Here is an 18,848-nt window from a genome sequence, read left to right as displayed (position 1 = left end):
TAAGCTATGATTTTGAAAAAACAGAAGAATTTTATTATTATTTTACTTACCCATAATATTATATGATTAATAATATTAGTATAATTAAATAAATATACTATAATTTTAATTAAAGTAGTAAAAAATATTAACATAATATGGTATAATTAAATCGCTATATAGAAATTTAATTAAATAAGGGGATGAGGTTATGGGAGTAAAAAAATTTACTAGCAAACTAGTTATGTATTTTATAGGAATAGTCATTTTACAACTAACTATGATATCGTTAACAGTGTATTATTTTGTCAATAGATCATTAGCGAAAATAGGTATAACAGTTGGAAATAAGGATTTATTAAAAGAATTAAAAGGATTAGCTTTTTCCTTGACAATATCTTCAGTGTTAATACTTATAGTAAGTATTATAATAATATTACTAGTTACAAAAGCTATTAGCAAAATACTTAAGTTGATAACAACTAGCATGAATGATTTTTCAAAGGGTAATTTGAAAATGAGTTTTCATGAAAAGCATTTAAATAGAAATGATGAAATAGGAGATATATGTAAAGCTATTGAAAATACTAAAACTGAAGTAAATAATATGATAGGTGGTGTAATAAATTTATCTAATGATACTTTAGAAGATTCTGCTACCTTAGCTTATGTTTCAGAGGAGCTTAGTCAATCAGCAGAAAACATATATTTATCAATAAATGAGGTGGCAAATGGAACAAATAAGCAGTCTAACGAATTGTTACATATAGTTAGCATTGTTAATAAACTTGGAGAGAGTATTAAGGAAACAGAAGGTAATATTAAAAATATAAAAATTGTTTCTAAAGGAATAGATAAAGATTCAGAAAAAAGTAACACAGATATGAAAAACTTAATTGAGTCTATTAATTCTTTTGATAAGAAATTTACAGCATTTATTGAAAGTATAAAAAATATGAATAATGACATAGAGACAGTTAGAAATATATCTGTATTAATAGATGAAATAGCAGACCAGACCAATCTTTTAGCATTAAATGCAGCAATCGAAGCAGCAAGAGTTGGAGAAGCAGGAAAAGGGTTTGCAGTTGTGGCGGAAGAGGTGAAATCATTAGCAGAAACATCTAAGGAAGCATCAAATAATATCTATAATATATTAAATAATATATTTAATAGTGTAAAAATAATATCAGCTGAAACAGAAGAGATGGGAAAGGGATTAGATAACCAAAAAAATGTTGTTGAATCAACAATTACATCTTTTAATAATATATCTAATTCTGTTAAGAGTATTAGTCCTAAAATAAAAGATATTAATAATTCTTTTACTAAGATAGAAGAGGATAAAGCTATTCTTTTAGAAACTGTCCAAGAAGTTTCAGCGTTATCAGAAGAAATAGCAGCATCAGCAGAAGAAATATCAGCATCTTCTGAAGATCTTAAAAAGCATACTAAATTAGTAGCTTCGAGTTCTAATAATTTAGCTAATAAGACAGCTAATATGAATGAGCTTCTTGATAAATTTAATATTTATCAAGAATAGTCTTAAAATAGTTTATGAAAACAAGGGATGGTAAATAATTCAAATTATCATCCCGTTTTTTATAATATTAGCACATTCCGCCTCCAGCGCCACCCATATTGCCACCACTACAGGCATTCATATTATTTTGAGGAGCACCTTGAGGATTATTTTGCTTATAATAATTTATTATCTCATGAGAACGAGTTTTTAATGTATTTAAAGTTTTAGCATATTCATCATTACTAGGGTCAAGTTCATTTGCAGTTACTATGTGCTGAACCCCCATATCAAACCATCCTTTTTTAAAATATACAAACCCCTTTAAATAATTCCATTCAGCAGAATTTTTTAGATCCAAAACATTTAATTTGCTTTCAGCAATAGGAATATTATTATTATCTATAAGTGTACGAATCTCTTGATATATAGCTCCATTAACTAATACATCATAGGCCATATTAGCTTCAAAAAGCACTTCTTCAGCAAGGGGACGAGAATCAAAATCTGAATTATTAGAACTGTACTCATCTAATATGTTCTTATAAGCTCTTTTAATTTCTTCAGTGGAGGAAGTAGGCGTAACTCCTAAAATTTTATATGGGTCCAAAATAATTTCACATCCTTCATATTTATATACCTATTATAAATATATAGGAAATCATTTAATTATGTTACAATTTAAGTTCGTCATAAAATTTAAATATGTTTGGAAAGAAGACAATAATATGATAAATTATTTTTATAGTATATAGAAAAGGGGAAAGTAAATGACAAGATTCAAGAAAATATATATAGAAACAACTAACATTTGTAATTTAAGTTGCAATTTTTGTCCAAAAACAAGTAGAAAATTAGGATTTATGAGTATAGAAGATTTTAAAATAATAGTAGATAAAATAAAGGGATATACTAATCATATTTATTTTCATTTAATGGGTGAGCCATTTCTAAATAATAATTTAGAAATATTTCTTAATATTGCAAAAGAAGAAAATTTAAATATAAATATAACAACAAATGGAACATTAATAAGAAAAGTTAAGGATATATTAATATCATCAAATGCAGTAAGACAAGTAAATTTTTCATTACATAGTTTTGAAGCCAATAATAATGGAGAATTTTATAAATATATTAATGATATATTGGATTTTATTAATGTATCTACAGTAGAAAGTGATACTATATGCTCACTTAGGCTTTGGAATATAGATACAGAAGAACTAAAAGCAAATAATGATTTAAACTTACAGATAGTAAGATTAATTGAAGATAAGCTTAATCTAAATTTCGACTTATTTTCAGCATTAAAAGAAAAAAGAAATTTAAAATTAAAAGATAAAGTGTATTTAAATATGGCAGAAAAATTTATGTGGCCAGATGCAAATTTATCTTTAATAAGTGAAGAAGTATTTTGCTATGGATTAAGAGACCAAATCGGTATATTAGTTGATGGAACTGTAGTTCCTTGTTGTTTAGATAGTGAAGGAAATATACCTTTAGGAAATATATTAAAAGATAACTTAGAAGATATAATTAATTCAGAAAGAGCCCAAAAAATATATAATGGATTTTCAAGAAGACGTGCTGTAGAAGACTTATGTAAAAGATGTGGTTATGCAAAAAGAAGTTTTAAGTAAATGTAGGTAGGAGGTAAAAATGAAATATATAAATAATCTGGCAGTGAAGATGTCTATATCAGCAGCAGTAACTTTAATGTTTGCGAATATGTTAAATTTACAGTTTTCAACAGTAGCAGCAGTTATAGCGATTTTGAGTATTCAGGATACTAGAAGAAAAGCATTAATAGTAGGTAAAAATAGAGTGGCTGCTTGTATTTTAGCTATTATATTATCTTTTTTAATATATAAGATTATTGGGCAAAATGCTATTACTTTTGCAATATTCCTTCTAATTTTTATACCATTAACATCAAAATTAAATATATCAGAAGGAATGGTACCGGCAGTTGTATTATCCACACATTTACTTATTGCAAATCCAATAAACCTATATTGGATAATAAATGAAACTTTACTAATGATAATTGGAATTGGTATAGCATCTATAGCTAATTTATTTATGCCTTCTCTTCAACATAAGTTTAATGTAGACAAGGAATATATAGAAGATAGTTATAAAGTTATTTTATCTAAGATGGCGAAATCCCTCGTTACTTATACGGTGGATATCGATGAAGAAATAATAATGAATGCTTTGGAAAAAAGGATAAATGAAAGTTGTGAAAGAGCTTATAAAATAGTGAATAATAGCTTTTTTAAAAGTGAATCTTATTATACTGATTATATGAATATGAGAAAAAACCAATTTAATATCATAAAAAAGCTTAGAACTCACTTTGAAAAGTTTTATATGTCATTTGAACAAACATATATGATATCTAGTTTTACACAAAAAGTAGCCAATCAAATAGAAGAGGCAAATGATTGTGAAGAATTGCTTGATGAATTAGAAATATTAAAAAATGACTTTAAAAAGATGTCTCTACCTAAAACAAGGGAAGAGTTTGAAAATAGAGCACAACTTTTACAATTTTTAAATGATATGGAAGACTTATTGAATATGAAGAGAAGTTTTATATTAAATTATAGAAAATATAATAATCAAAAATAAAAACCAATCTTTAGAAAAAATTTACAAAAGATTAAATATATTGTAAAATTATCTAAGGGGGATGATTTTATGTATGATGATATAGTATTAGAATTAATAAATTTAAAAAAGAGTTTTGGAGAAAAAGATGTTTTAAAAGAAATAAATCTTAAAATAAATAAAGGTAGCATAATAGGATATATAGGGCCAAATGGTGCAGGAAAAAGCACTACTGTAAAGTTGATTATGGGATTACTTACAGGATATACTGGAGAAATTAAAATTTTTGGTGAAGATATTTCAAAAATAGATGATAATTATAAAAGAAAAATAGGATACGTCCCTGAGGTTCCAGAAATATATGATAGTTTAACAGGAAAAGAATACCTTACATTTATAGCTCAATTATATGGAATAGATTATGAAAAAGCAGATAGTAAGGCAAGAAAGTTAATGAATATAATGGGAATTGAAGAGGTGTATGAAAAAAGAATTTCATCATATTCGAAAGGAATGAAACAAAAACTTATACTTATTTCAAGTTTAATACATGATCCAGAAATGTTATTTTTAGATGAGCCTTTAAGTGGACTTGATGCAAATAGTGTAATTATTATAAAAGAAATTCTATCTCACCTTGCAAAGGAAGGAAAAACAATATTTTATTCATCTCATATAATGGAAGTAGTTGAAAAAATAAGTGATAGAATAATTTTAATAAATAATGGAGAGATTGTTGCAGATGGAAATTTCGAGGAATTAAAGAATAGTCATAAAGGCAGTTCTCTTGAAAATATTTTTAATGAAATTACAGGATTTAACCAATATAAAGAACTTGCTGAAAATTTTATATCTGTAATTAAAGAGGTATAAGATTATGAAGGATTTTAAGGTTTTAAAAATATTGGATAAGTTACGATTCTTTTATGAAAAATCAGGAGTAGATTATGATATATTAAGACTAATTATTAATACTAAATTAACTATGGATGGAAGACGAAAAGCAACAGTTTTTAATAATGAAAGAAAAAAGAAAAAAGGCGAATCAAATGAATTTTATAAATCATTAATATTATATGCATTTATAGGAATATTTTTTGGATTAACACTTATATTTAGGATTAATATGATGTATCAGATGTCTATATATTTTGCAGCAATAATGTTTATGATATTAACTGTATTTATATCAGATTTTTCTTATGTTATATTGGATGTGAAGGACAAAAGCATTATCTATACCAAGGGTATAGATAGTAAAACTATAAATGCAGCTAAAATTACGCATGTTTGTATTTATATAATTTATTTAACATTATCATTAGTAGGATTTTCCTTTTTATTATCATTTAAATATGGAATAGCATTCTTCTTAATATTTTTAATAGAAATAATACTTATAGATATATTTATGATTATGATAACAGCATTACTATATCTTTTAGTGCTTAAATTCTTTGATGGAGAAAAGTTAAAAGATATGATAAATTATGTACAAACTATACTTAGTATATTTATGGTTATAATATATCAAATTTTACCCAGAATATTTCAATTTATTGATTTAGATAAGATTGTTTATACTTATAAATCTTGGCATATACTGGTGCCGCCTATGTGGTTTGCAGCACCATTATCTATTATAGATGGAGAAGGAATAACGGTATATAAAATAATAATGAGTATTCTATCCCTGATAATCCCTATAATTTCTTTAATTGTATATTTGAAATTAACACCTACATTTGAAAAGTATTTACAAAAATTAAATAATAATAACGAAAAGTCAAAAGAAAAAAATAAGCTTATACTTAAGATTAGCAAATTAGTTTGTAAAGATAAAATAGAAAGGGCTTTCTTTAAGTTTTCAGTGCAAATAATTAACTCAGAGAGAGAATTTAAGCTTAAGGTGTACCCTAATATTGCCTTGGGAATAATTTTACCATTTATATTTATGTTAGTTGGATTTAGAGGAGGAAGTATTAGTAGTATAAGAAATAATTTAGTTAATTCAAGCTTATATCTTTCAATTTATGCTTTCACTTTGATAATTCCTAATATAGTAGTAATGCTTAAATACTCTGAAAAGTATAGCGGCGCATGGATTTATGAGGTAGCTCCAATTAAAAATATATCATCAATATACAAAGGTGTTATAAAAGGTATGTTTTTTAAACTTGTAATACCACCATATATACTTATATCAATATTATTTATAATTATATATTCAGAAGGAGTTATAAAACATCTTATAATAGTATTTTTATCAATTATATTGATAACAATATTAAATTTTTTAATCAGCAGTAAGTCATATCCATTTTCAGAGAAATTTGAAGGAACTAATAATGGTTCAAGCGTTGGAATTGCTATATTATCTATAGTATTTATATTAGTAGCATTAATGCTTCATATTTTATCAAATTTCTTTAATATAGGAATATATATATATGGATTAGTGTTATTGATTATAGACGTCATATTATGGAACACAGCCTTTAATATTCCTAAGAATAAATTAACGTAATATGTTTTACAATATTAAAATCACTTAGTTTATGATAGTTCTCTTTATTATTATAAAGTTAAAATAATAAAACTTTTTAAATAAGAGAACAAGTTATAGCTAAGTGATTTTATTTAATATTTAGTATATAATATATTTTAAATATTAAATAAAATTATAGGAGATTGATTATGGCAAAAGTTATAGTTATAGGAGCTGGACCAGCTGGGATAATGGCAGCGTTATCAGCGTCTAAAAGTAATAAAGTTACTTTAATTGAGAGAAATAATGAGATAGGGAAAAAGTTAAAGCTTACTGGTGGAGGGCGATGTAATATAACTAATAATAGAGATATAGAAGAATTCTTTGAAAAAATAGTAACAAATAAAAAGTTTTTATATAGTGCATTTTATACTTTTTCAAATATTAATTTACTTGAGTATCTTTCTAATAACGGATTAGAATACAAAATTGAATATGATGAAAAGGTATTTACCAAAAGTGATAAAGCAGATGAAGTGATAGATATATTTAAAAATAATTTGATAAAAAATGGAGTTGAAATATTATATAATACAAAGGTGAATGATTTAATTGTTGATAATGAATGTATTAAGGGAATAGTAACTGAAGATAACAGAGAGATATATGCTGATAGTGTTATAGTTACAACAGGAGGAAAAAGTTATCCTACAACAGGATCAGATGGAAGTATGTATGATATAATACAAAAGTATGGGCATACTATAAATCCTTTATATCCAGCATTGATTCCTCTTGTTATTAAAGAAGGATTTATTAAAAATATGCAAGGAATATCAATGAAAGAGGTAATAGTAAGCACAACTATTAAAAAGAAAAAAATACAACGTCAAGGAGATATTATATTTACACATTTTGGAATATCTGGACCTGGGGTTTTGAAAATTTCGTCATATATAAGTAAAATTTTAAAGGAAAAAGAAGTAGAGATAAAATTAGATTTTTTACCGCAGATATCTAAAGATGAGTTATCTAAAATAATAAGAACTAATGCAAATAAAGGTCTAGTAAATAATTTAAAAGGGTATTTACCACAAAATTTTATAAAAGAACTATTAAATATTTTAAACTTAAATGAAATTAAAATTTCAGAATTGAAAAAGGAAGATGAAGCTAAGTTAATAGAATATATTAAAGAAATGAAATTAACAGTAGAAGACACAATTACAATTAAAGCAGCTATGGTAACAAGTGGCGGAGTTAGTGTAAAAGAAATAAATTCATCTACAATGGAATCTAAAAAAATAAAAAAATTATTTTTTGCAGGTGAAGTTATTGATATAGATGCTGAAACTGGAGGATATAATCTTCAAATGGCATTTTCAACAGGATATTTAGCAGGAATTAATTCGGGAAAGTAATTTTAAATTTAGCAGATATATATTGTTAATTAGTAATAATAACACTAAAAAAAGCTGAGGAAACTCAGCTTTTTAGTTTGGAAGTGGTTGATAAGTACTCCTATTTAGATATTCATTAACAACTAATTCACCATTAGAGTTATATCCATACAAATAAGTATCGGCACTTAATGAACTTAACGGAACAGAAACAGGTTCATATGTTATGCCGCCTTTTACAGCTTCATTTGCCCAAAATTCAATGGTTAAATTCCCATTCCCAGCATAACTATTAACTACAATAGGAACATCAAAGTTATTTACAAACTTTAAATCAATAAGATTATCAGCTAAAGTAGCATCAAGTCCTATAGGAACATAAGAAACCTTCATCATATGATTAAGTCTTTCAGTAGGTATAATTCCAGCTCTTAATATTGTGTTATAAAGAGTAGAGGCAACCTGACAAACTCCTCCACCAACACCAGGAACAACTTCTCCATTGACGTAAGTATTAGCAGATACAAATCCATTTTCAATAGTTGTTGGGCCTATTGCCTTTTCAGTAGAAAAAGTTTCTCCAGGCATTACTATTGAATTATCTATATTTCTTGCAGCGATTTGAAGGTTTGTACCACTAGGACCAGCTTTATAGCTAGTAGAAAAAGAAGAAATTCTACTAGTAACATTATTTAATGCACTAGCTGTAATGCTAGCATTTACAACATCAACTTTCCCAATCACATTTAAAATGTTTGGGGCATTCATATCTTTAATATTAGACCTAATATTTTCCAATAAATCATCTGAATCTAATTTAAGGCCTGTAGAGTCACTTGATATATTTATAGCCCCACCAGAAATGTCTATAGAGGCATTTGTAGGGGAAACATCTATAGTATTAGATATACTAGATACAAATGAAGTTAATTTCTCATCATTAAAAAGAACTTCAAAATTATATTCCCTATTTTTCGGTTTCTTTAATAAATTAATTTTTTGGAAGAAACCTTCATTTTTGCCGAAACTTAAAATTTCATTTTCAAGGTCCTCATAGTTAATGGTGGCATCTAAATCCTTGTAGGCAATTTCAAAGTTTTGGTTATTAGCTTCTACAGCTACTTTTTTATCACTTATATTTTCAATTAAAGATACTAGTGCTTTGTGTAAATCATCATTATTTAATCCACCTAAATCTTTATTTAGTATATAAGCGCCTGGATAAACCTTATTAGAATAACTATTAATTAAATTAGTATTTTTAATTAACCAATAACCTAAGATTGAAATTAGTATTAAAAATACTATAAGTATAGTTTTCCAAGATTTTAAAAATGAAATTATACTTTTTGGGGTAGATTGTACCACTTCCTTTGGTGTTTCAGTATTAAGATTATTATTGCTCATAAATACCAACTTTCTATAAATTAATTTGTATCTTTATTGTACATATATAGTTTAACTCGGATAGTCAATAAATTCAAGAATTTATGGGAAAAATTACTAAAAATATACATATTTTATTTTATGTATAAAAGAAAAAAAATTAAAGATTTGATTATAAGATACGAATAAAAAATTAAATGCAAGGAATTTAATTTTTATATGGCGATTAAAAAAGAATATTATTAACATAACTAAATTATTTTTTAATCATTTATACAAGTATAAATATTTACAAAAAGTTGCTAAATGATTAAAATTATAACATACTGGTAATAAATATTTACAAATAGGGGGCAGCGTAAAATGAAAAAGATAAGGATAAATAAAAAAAGAAAAAAACATAAGATAGCAAAAGAAAACACAAAGATAAAAGAGAAAAAAATAAAGAAAAGTAAAAAAATGAATACAATTGGGAAAAAAATATTTAGCATAACAGTCAGTGTTACTATTATTGCTATGCTTATATTATTAAGTATAAATGTACTTATATTTAGAAACTTATTAAACTCTATAGAAAAAGATGTACTATCTAAGGGGAAAAATATAAAAGGAAGTATATCAACAGCTGATATAGATACAGTGATAAAGGACAGGGCAACTGGAAGTTATGATTATAAAAAATTAAAGAGTGATTTATCAAATGCAAGAAGTAATGAAAATATTATATATGCATCAATATTAACAAAAGGAAATGAAGAAAAAGTAGAAATAATAGTAGATACAGCAAATAACTTATTAAACTTCAGCAAAAAAGTAGAGTCAACTACTGCAATAAAAGACTCTTTTAATGGTGAAATAATATCTACACAGTTTAAGGATAAAGATAAAACCTTAATAAAAGCGTATTATCCGATTAAAGACATGAATGGCAAAATTACTGCTTTATTGGAAATATCAGAAGATATCACTAATATTATAAGTGCTAGAGATGTTATACTAGTTCAGCTTGGAGTATTATCAATTATTTTAATTATTGTTTATGGAATAGTATCATTTATTTTATCAACAAATATTAATAAAAATGTAAGGACAGTTATAAATGGACTTATTACAATTTCTGATGGGGATTTAACAAAAGTTGTAGAAGTTAAAAGTAATGATGAAATTAAGTTAATCGGAAACTATATTAATGATTTACAATTGAAAATTTCAGCAATGATAGATAAAATTCTATATTTATCAAACAAAGAATTAACAGATATAGAAAAACTTTCTCAATCAAGTAAAGAAATGGCAGCATCATCACAAGAAGTAACAGCAACAATTCAAGAAGTCGATTCGAATATATATATTCAAAATGAAGGAGCAAAGGAAATTAGTAATTTACTTAATGGATTTGAAATATCAATTCAAGAGGTAAAGTCATTGATTAATGAAACAAATCATCTTTTAAATAATGTAAATAGGCAACTAAGTACTAATAAAGAAGATTTAGTAATGCTTAAAGATTCAAAGACCGATATACAAAATTATTCATCTTATATGAATAATGAGTTAGGAGAATTATATTACTCATTAGAAAAGATAAAAGATATAGCTATTTTTATTGATTCTATAGCAGATCAAACTAATCTTTTAGCATTAAATGCATCTATTGAAGCTGCTAGAGTAGGTGAAGCAGGAAGAGGGTTTGCAGTAGTAGCTAATGAAATAAGAAAACTAGCAGAAGAAGTTAAAAACTCTTCCCTTAACATAGATAATCTTTTAACTACTGTAATAAAAGAAGGAAATGATGTGAAAAATACATCGGAAATTATGAATGAAAAGTTATCTAACCAATATGGTGTTATAGATAAATCAATACTATCATTTAAAGAGATAGTAGATCAAATAATTGAGATAATTCCTAAAATGACTGATGTTAATAATAAAATGGATATGGTATCATCAGAAAAAAATATGATAATAGATTCTATAGAAAAATCAATAGTATTATTAGAAGAGATATCTCATTCTTCAGAAGAAATTAAAAGTTTTTCAGAGGAACTTAGTTCTATGGCTCAAGGAGTTGCTGAAGTTGGTGAAGAATTAAATGCAAGTACAAATGAAAAAAATATGGAAATAAACAAATTTAGAATAAAATAATATCTTTTAAGGTATAAATACAAGATATATAATGTACTTTTATGCTTTCTCATTAAAATCATTAAATTATAAATAGTCATATTAATAGAATATATAGAACATCTATATGAATAGAACAAAGCTCCTTAAAAGAGTAAAATGATATCATAAGAATTTCAGGTCGAAGGAGTGATATTATGAAAGCGGAAAACAAAATTCTTAAGTTTTCAGCAATAGGTGGATTGTTCTTCGCTATCTTAGGTATTGCATGGGGATGAGCTATACATTCAGAAATGATAACTTTTGATGGATTATACTCATTAGTAAGTCTAGGATTAGCATTATTTGCAATTATTACTACTAATTTTATAAATAAAAATGATTTTAATAATTACCCTTTTGGAAAGGCAACACTAGAACCGCTATTAGTAATAATTAAGTCGTTAGTATTACTAATAACTTGTTCTATAAACATGATATCTTCTATAAAAGAAATTTTAAATGGAGGTAATGATGTAGAAGCAGGTTTTGCATTAGGATATGCATTAATTTCATCTATTGGATGTACTTTAGTATATTTATATATGAGAAAATCATCAAAAAATCTTAATTCTGAAATAGTTAAAGTTGAAAGTAGTCAGTGGTTTATGGATGCTATGTTAAGTGTAGGAGTTTTAGTAGGATTTTTATTATCAATACTTCTAAAGAGTATTGGACTAGCAACATTATCAAGTTATGTAGATCCAGGAATGGTTATTTTAAGTTCTGCAATATTTTTAAGGATGCCTATAACCTCCATAATTGATGCTTTTAGAGAAATAAGCAATTCTACAGCTGATGAACAAATTAATTATGATATAAATGCTTTAGTAAAAGAGATACAAAAAGAATATGAATTAGAAGATTCTATAGCAAGAGTAGCTAAGGTAGGGAGAGAACTTAGAATAGAAATAGATTTTATTGTATCAAAAGATTCAAAGATAAAATCAATAGAAGATATGGATAAGGTAAGAGAAATAATAGATAAAAACACTAATCATTTTGATTTGAAAAAGTGGATGAATGTATCCTTTACCGAAAATAGAAAATGGGCTATATAATATTTGCTATAGCTAAGACAGTAGAATTAATAATTAAAAATAATATTATTTTTAATTATTAATTTTTTTTGTTTTATATTTTAAATATATTTTTATAGAGTTTAAACTTTTATTCAAACATTTTACTAATCAATAATTTTATGGTATTTTAATGTTATATTTGATGTTTTAACCAATAAATATAGCTGGAGGTATTATGATAAAAGATAAGTATTGTAATTATACTGTAAGGGAAATAGTAGATGAAGTTATAGAAGAAATAAACTCAGGTAAGGGCAAGATATTCCATATTGCAGATCGCATGAGAGATGAAGTGGATGTGAAAAAAAGAGAACTTATTGATATAAAAAAAAGACTAGAAAAAGTTATTGAGGATGTAGATTATTTAGAAAAAATAGACAAGTTGATGAGGAATAAATTAGTAGAAGAGTCTAAAAAAACACATCAAACAAACTCAGATATGTTTAAACAGATATACGAAGAAGCCTTAGATATACGAGTAAAATATATAACTAAGCAAAATGAAGAAAAGGATCTTATATCTAAAAGGGATTCTCTAGAAAGAACTTTAAAAGTTTATAATTTAAGTATAGAAGAAGCTCAAAGTGCTGTTAATCAGATAAATATTGCCTTAGGATATTTAGATGGAAAAGTATTAGATAGTATAAATGATGAAGATGAAAAAAATGAAATGATAACTGGAATAAAAATATTAGAAAATCAGGAATTAGAAAGAAAAAGAATTGCAAGAGAGATACATGATGGCCCAGCACAATATATTGCAAATGCCATGATGAGAATAGATTTTTGTAAAGTAGTTCTAAGAAAAGATTTAGAAAAAGGAATAAGGGAATTAGATGACTTAAAATCAAATGTAAGAACGGCTTTAAAAGAAGTCAGAGGAATAATATACGATTTAAGACCATTATCACTTGAAGAGCATGGATTAAATAATTCTATAAAAGAAATGAAAAATATTATTTCATCAGAAAATGATATAAAAATAAATCTTTTTATTGAGGAATCTGAATTTAAAGTAGAAAATATAATACAAATTGCTGTGTACAGAATTATTCAGGAAATATTGCATAATATTAAGAAACACTCTAATTCTAAGAATGCCGAAATAAGAATTAATTATACAAAAGAGTATATATTTATTTATATTCAAGATGATGGAAGAGGTTTTGATGTTAAAGAAACCTTACTGAGTACAAAACAAAAAGGAAATCGCTATGGTTTAATAGGTATATTTGAGAGAGTGAAACAATTAAGAGGTAAAATAGAATTGAAATCTTCTGAGGGACAAGGAACAATATATAAAATAAAACTTCCAATAAGTAGAAAGGTAAAAAGTAATGATTGATAATAAAATTAGTGTTATGGTAGTGGATGATCATGATTTAATAAGAGAAGGGTTAAATAGAATAATAAGCTTTGAAGAGGATCTTTTAATAGTTGGACAATTTAAAAATGGGGAAGAAATGTTGAATTCCTTAAAAGAAAACATTCCTGATGTAGTTTTATTAGATATAAATATGCCAATAAAAAATGGATTAGATACATTGAAGATATTAAAAAAAATATATTTAAATATAAAAGTAGTAATGCTTACTGTAGAAAATGATAGAAAAACTATAATGGAAGCTATAGATATAGGGGCTGACGCATATATTTTAAAGGAATCAGCAGGAACTGAAATTGTAAGAGCAATAAGAAGTGTGTATATAGGAGAAAAATATATAGATAATTCCTTAATAAAAGCTATATTTTTAGATATAAAAAAGAGTAATAATAATATGATAAAGAACAAGGAAACAGAAAACTTAGAATCATTAACCAATAGAGAATTGAGTATATTATATGAAATTTCTAAGGGGTTAAAGAATAAAGAAATAGCAGATAAATTGTTTCTATCCGAAAAAACAGTAAAAAATTATATTACAAGTATATTTAAAAAAATAGAGGTTGATGATAGAGTTCAAGCTACAATATATGCAATTCGTAATAATATAGAAGAATTTTATGAAAATAAATTGTAATAATTGCTAGAATTCTAATTTATTTATACGCAATTTATCTAAAATAAAGGTATACTGTTAAAAAAACAACAAAAAATTAAATTCGAAATACGTTTACACTTAATTTTATAATATGAAATATATATTATAAAATATAAGATTAAAATTAATGAAATATAGTAATATATCAATAAAACGATTGCATATGCAAAAAATAATCAAAAAAATACATATATTAGTAATAAAGTATTAATTTATAATATACAAATAAATGAAATTATTATATTTAATAAAGACAACAATTTAACAATATTGTTGAAAAAATTACAAAGTCAGTATAAAATTATCTTGTAAATTTCATTTAAGGGGGATAATTTTATGAAATCAAAAAAAATTATAGCTGTATGTTTATTATCAATGGCGTTATTAGTTGGTTGTGGAAGTAAGGAAACTTCAAATTCAAATAATAACGGTTCAACTTCAAACCAACAAAGTGAGAAATTCACAGGAACAAAAACTTATGAGGCATTATATGATTCAACAGGTAAAAAAGGTGATGTTATAGTTACAGAAGTTGAGTTTAAGGATGGAGAAGCAGTAAAGGTTTCAATTGATGTACGTCAAGAAAATGGAACAATGAAAAAAGAAGAAGCTAAAAAAGGTAATTACGTAATGAAAGAAGGAGAAGCTAAGAACTGGGGAGAGCAAATGGAGTTGTTAGAAGCCTTCTTAAATGAAAATAAGGTTGATGTATCTAAGGTTAAATTAACTAATGCAGAAGGAAATACAGATGCAGTATCAGGAGTATCAATTAAGGTTGGAGCATACGTAAATACAGTTAAAGAAGTTTTAGATGCAGTTAAAGAAGGTAAAGAATTAGAAAGTGGATTTACAGGAGCTAAAATAGCAGAAACTCCATATGATCCAAGTGGAGCAAAAAAAGACATGGTAGTTACAAAAGTTGTATTTAACCATGGAAAACCAGTAGCAGTTAATGTTGATGTTAAGCAAGAAGACGGTTCAATGAAGAAAAAGGCTTCTGAAGAAGGTAAGTATGTAATGAAAGAAGGAGAAGCTAAACATTGGCATGAACAAATGGCATTATTAGAAGAGTTTATAGTTAAAAATAACTTTGACCTTTCAAAAGTTAAATTAACTAATGATGATGGAAATACAGATGCAGTATCAGGAGTATCAATTAAAGTTGGAACTTATGTAAAAGCTGTACAAGACGTTTTAGATTCAGTAAAATAGTAATATTTTAGCCACCTATTTATAGGTGGCTTTATTATTTTATGAGAAGAATAAATTTGATAATTTTAGATAATAAAACACATAGGTAATATATAAATTGTACTAAAATACAAAAAAATGTATATATAAATGTATTTATTGACTGGATAGTATGAAGAGAGTAGAATAAGTTGAAAATATTTCCTTTAATAATGAAGATAGGTGAGTATATGATAAAAGTTGAAAATTTAAGTAAGGAATTTAAAAGTAGTAAAAAGTATCCGGGATTTAAGGGGGCTATAAAATCATTTTTTTCTAGGGAGTATGTTATTAAAAAAGCTGTTGATGATATTAGTTTTGAAATAGAAGATGGAGAAATAGTAGGATATATAGGGGCAAATGGTGCAGGCAAGTCTACTACCATTAAAATGATGACAGGGATTTTAACTCCATCATCTGGGAAGGTTTTAATAAACGGATTAATTCCATATGAAGATAGAGAAAAAAATGCTAAGTATATAGGAGTTGTATTTGGACAAAGGACGCAATTATGGTGGGACTTACCACTATCTGAAACATTCTCTTTATTGAAAGACATTTATGACGTTAATGATAACGATTATAAAGAAAGAATGGGGTTCTTAAATGAAGTTTTAGAAATAAGTGAATTTATCTTAAGTCCAGTAAGAACATTATCGCTTGGTCAAAGAATGAGGGCTGATTTAGCAGCTGCATTGTTACATAATCCTAAAATTGTATATTTAGATGAGCCAACAATAGGATTAGATGTAGTGGTAAAAGAAAAAGTTAGAAGCGCAATAAAAGAAATTAATAAGAAATATGGAACTACAGTTATTCTAACAACTCATGATTTAAATGATATAGAAGAATTATGTAATAGAATAATTATAATAGACAATGGAACTAAGATATACGATGGTAGCTTAAAAGATATTAAAGATAACTACGGATATATAACAACTATAGAGATTTTAGTTAAAAGTTTAAATGGATATGAAAACTTTGATATTAATGATGAAATGAAAATTAGTAAAGAAAACTTGGAAATAAATGCTTTAGATAATAAGATTATTGTTAGATTTAATAGAAACTTTACTAACCAAGCAGAAATAATATCTAAAATAATATCTAAATTCAATGTTTTAGATTTTTCAATACTTGAGACAAGTATTGAAGATATTATAAAAAAGATATATAGAAAAGAGGTGTAAATATTGAAGTCTATTTTTGACATAAAATCATATTTAACCTTTACAAAAAATACATTTCAAAAAAATCTTTCATATAGGGCAAATGCTATAATCTTTTTCTTAGGAGAACTTATGCTATTATTTGTAACATTTTATTTATGGAAGGCTATATATAGAAGTTCTGATAGCATGATTATTAAAGGGTTTAGCTTAAATGAGATGATAGTGTATGTTCTTATATCATTTATAACATCTGTAATTATAAATTCCGATATAGGATATTCAATAAGTAGAGAAGTGAAGGACGGCTCTGTAGCTATAAATCTAATTAGGCCAATAAATTACGAAAAGAGAATGTTTTTTGAATCCCTAGGAAACTTAATGTATAGCTTTATAGTTGTATTTTTTATAGGATTTATATTAATAACTATATTACAAATTAATTATAGTGGTAAATTTTCTGTGGCAAATACAATTTTATATATTATTAGTATTTTGGCTGGGTTTATTATTAATTTTTATTATAGTTATATGTTTGGGTTATTATCTTTTAAAATAACAAATATGTGGGGATTAACTCAAATTATGAATGCTATATCTCAGTTATTATCTGGGGCTTTAATACCAATGGTATTCTTTCCAAGTTGGATACAAGGAATTTTCAATTTCCTGCCTTTTAGTTCTATGATATATACACCAAGTATGATATATCTGGGAAAACTAACTAATATTGAAATTATTAAAGCAATATCTATTCAAATTTTGTGGATAATAATACTTATAATTATTAGTAGACAAATGTGGAAATCTTTAATAAAAGAATTAAGTATATTAGGAGGATAAAATGGCTAAATATATAAAGTTATACTCAAAATTTCTTAAACAATATATAAAAACATTAATGGAATATAGAATTGATTTTGTATTAGGACTGATTGGATTTATTTTGGTTCAATTAGCTGGAGTTATATTTATAAAATTAATTTTCAATGTTATACCTACATTAGATGGATGGAGCTTTTATGAAATTTTATTTATTTATGGGTTTGCTCAAATTCCTAGGGGAATAGATCATATATTTACTGATTATTTATGGATATTTAGTTGGAAAACCATAGTTAAAGGTGAATTTGATAAATATTTATTAAGACCAATAAATCCATTATTTCAGGTTATATCCGAAAGCTTTCAGCCAGATGGATTTGGAGAGGTTATAATAGGTTTTATTTTGTTAATAACATCATCAATAAATTTAAATACTTCTTATACATCAATACAAATATTAGAATTTATTTTTGTAATTATTTGTGCAACTTTAATATATACATCAATAAAACTTGCAACAGCATCAATAGCCTTTTGGGTGAAATTTTCACAATCATATATGTTTATGGCATATCAAATAAGTACTTTTGCAAAATATCCTGTAAGTATTTATCCAAGTGCTATAAAGTTTATTTTGACATTTATTATCCCCTTTGCATTTACTGGATATTATCCAGGTTCATATTTTATTGGAAAGGGAAGTATCTTAACTGGGATTTTTTTGCCGTTTGTTGTAAGTTTGTTATCAATAATAGTATCATATAAAATATGGTTAAAGGGTATTAGTGTATATGAAAGTGCAGGAAGTTAAAGTGTTAAAGGTAAAAAAATTAACTTTAAGAATATATAAGTTATAAAAAAAATTAATTTAGAAACTCTTATTTAAGTTTTCTAAATTAATTTTTTTTTGGTTATTGGTAAAAATAATATTATATTAATTAAT

The 18,848-nt window shown here is 25.4% G+C and carries 16 protein-coding genes; 14 read left to right on the top strand and 2 right to left on the bottom strand.

All coding sequences use genetic code 11. From position 1 onward, the window contains the following. The first annotated feature begins 190 nt into the window (after positions 1-190). Positions 191-1,522, top strand: coding sequence for a methyl-accepting chemotaxis protein (locus tag ABDZ60_RS07730; RefSeq protein WP_343777302.1), 1,332 nt, complete (start codon positions 191-193; stop codon positions 1,520-1,522). 67 nt (positions 1,523-1,589) lie between these two features. Here ABDZ60_RS07730 and ABDZ60_RS07725 read toward each other — a convergent pair whose 3' ends face one another. Next, a complete protein-coding gene (locus ABDZ60_RS07725) occupies positions 1,590-2,111 on the bottom strand; it encodes a J domain-containing protein (protein WP_047001551.1) in 522 nt (173 codons plus the stop codon). Between the two features lie 160 nt (positions 2,112-2,271). Here ABDZ60_RS07725 and ABDZ60_RS07720 point away from each other — a divergent pair, with 160 nt between their 5' ends. The 5 genes from ABDZ60_RS07720 to ABDZ60_RS07700 all read left to right on the top strand — a co-directional run bounded on the left by ABDZ60_RS07720 (position 2,272) and on the right by ABDZ60_RS07700 (position 8,026). Then, the gene (locus ABDZ60_RS07720; RefSeq protein WP_016206517.1) at positions 2,272-3,144 is read left to right on the top strand and encodes a radical SAM/SPASM domain-containing protein; all 873 of its coding nucleotides are present in this window, start codon (positions 2,272-2,274) and stop codon (positions 3,142-3,144) included. A 19-nt stretch (positions 3,145-3,163) separates the two neighbouring features. Beyond that, on the top strand, positions 3,164-4,138 hold the full coding sequence (locus ABDZ60_RS07715; protein ID WP_343777299.1) for an aromatic acid exporter family protein: 975 nt from the start codon (positions 3,164-3,166) through the stop codon (positions 4,136-4,138). 69 nt (positions 4,139-4,207) lie between these two features. Next, a complete protein-coding gene (locus ABDZ60_RS07710; protein ID WP_343777297.1) occupies positions 4,208-4,990 on the top strand; it encodes an ABC transporter ATP-binding protein in 783 nt (260 codons plus the stop codon). 4 nt (positions 4,991-4,994) lie between these two features. Beyond that, complete coding sequence (locus ABDZ60_RS07705) at positions 4,995-6,644, top strand: hypothetical protein (RefSeq protein WP_343777295.1); 1,650 nt, start codon at positions 4,995-4,997, stop codon at positions 6,642-6,644. 170 nt (positions 6,645-6,814) lie between these two features. Then, complete coding sequence (locus ABDZ60_RS07700) at positions 6,815-8,026, top strand: BaiN/RdsA family NAD(P)/FAD-dependent oxidoreductase (protein WP_047001549.1); 1,212 nt, start codon at positions 6,815-6,817, stop codon at positions 8,024-8,026. Between the two features lie 72 nt (positions 8,027-8,098). Here ABDZ60_RS07700 and ABDZ60_RS07695 read toward each other — a convergent pair whose 3' ends face one another. After that, complete coding sequence (locus ABDZ60_RS07695; protein ID WP_047001548.1) at positions 8,099-9,412, bottom strand: VanW family protein; 1,314 nt, start codon at positions 9,410-9,412, stop codon at positions 8,099-8,101. 342 nt (positions 9,413-9,754) lie between these two features. Between ABDZ60_RS07695 and ABDZ60_RS07690 the strand changes: the two genes are divergently transcribed. The 8 genes from ABDZ60_RS07690 (at position 9,755) to ABDZ60_RS07655 (ending at position 18,716) form a co-directional block, all read left to right on the top strand. After that, positions 9,755-11,536, top strand: coding sequence for a methyl-accepting chemotaxis protein (locus ABDZ60_RS07690; protein WP_047001547.1), 1,782 nt, complete (start codon positions 9,755-9,757; stop codon positions 11,534-11,536). A 272-nt stretch (positions 11,537-11,808) separates the two neighbouring features. Continuing rightward, the gene (locus ABDZ60_RS07685) at positions 11,809-12,615 is read left to right on the top strand and encodes a cation diffusion facilitator family transporter (RefSeq protein ID WP_016206507.1); all 807 of its coding nucleotides are present in this window, start codon (positions 11,809-11,811) and stop codon (positions 12,613-12,615) included. A 196-nt stretch (positions 12,616-12,811) separates the two neighbouring features. Then, on the top strand, positions 12,812-13,981 hold the full coding sequence (locus tag ABDZ60_RS07680; RefSeq protein ID WP_016206506.1) for a sensor histidine kinase: 1,170 nt from the start codon (positions 12,812-12,814) through the stop codon (positions 13,979-13,981). Continuing rightward, positions 13,974-14,657, top strand: a complete 684-nt coding sequence (locus tag ABDZ60_RS07675; protein WP_047001546.1) for a response regulator — start codon at positions 13,974-13,976, stop codon at positions 14,655-14,657. The genes ABDZ60_RS07680 and ABDZ60_RS07675 overlap by 8 nt, the downstream gene beginning before the upstream one ends. 357 nt (positions 14,658-15,014) lie before the next feature. Further along, a complete protein-coding gene (locus ABDZ60_RS07670; protein WP_016206504.1) occupies positions 15,015-15,890 on the top strand; it encodes a hypothetical protein in 876 nt (291 codons plus the stop codon). 209 nt (positions 15,891-16,099) lie between these two features. Beyond that, on the top strand, positions 16,100-17,101 hold the full coding sequence (locus tag ABDZ60_RS07665) for an ABC transporter ATP-binding protein (RefSeq protein ID WP_047001557.1): 1,002 nt from the start codon (positions 16,100-16,102) through the stop codon (positions 17,099-17,101). A 3-nt stretch (positions 17,102-17,104) separates the two neighbouring features. After that, a complete protein-coding gene (locus tag ABDZ60_RS07660; protein WP_047001545.1) occupies positions 17,105-17,923 on the top strand; it encodes an ABC transporter permease in 819 nt (272 codons plus the stop codon). 1 nt (position 17,924) lies between these two features. Continuing rightward, on the top strand, positions 17,925-18,716 hold the full coding sequence (locus tag ABDZ60_RS07655) for an ABC transporter permease (RefSeq protein ID WP_016206500.1): 792 nt from the start codon (positions 17,925-17,927) through the stop codon (positions 18,714-18,716). The last annotated feature ends 132 nt before the right edge of the window (positions 18,717-18,848 follow it).

The sequence above is a fragment of the Clostridium sartagoforme genome, assembly GCF_039521405.1.
In the GTDB taxonomy this organism is placed as follows: Bacteria; Bacillota; Clostridia; order Clostridiales; family Clostridiaceae; genus Clostridium; species Clostridium sartagoforme.
Note: the sequence above shows the minus strand (reverse complement) of the source record. Positions and strands in the feature narration are given on the sequence as shown.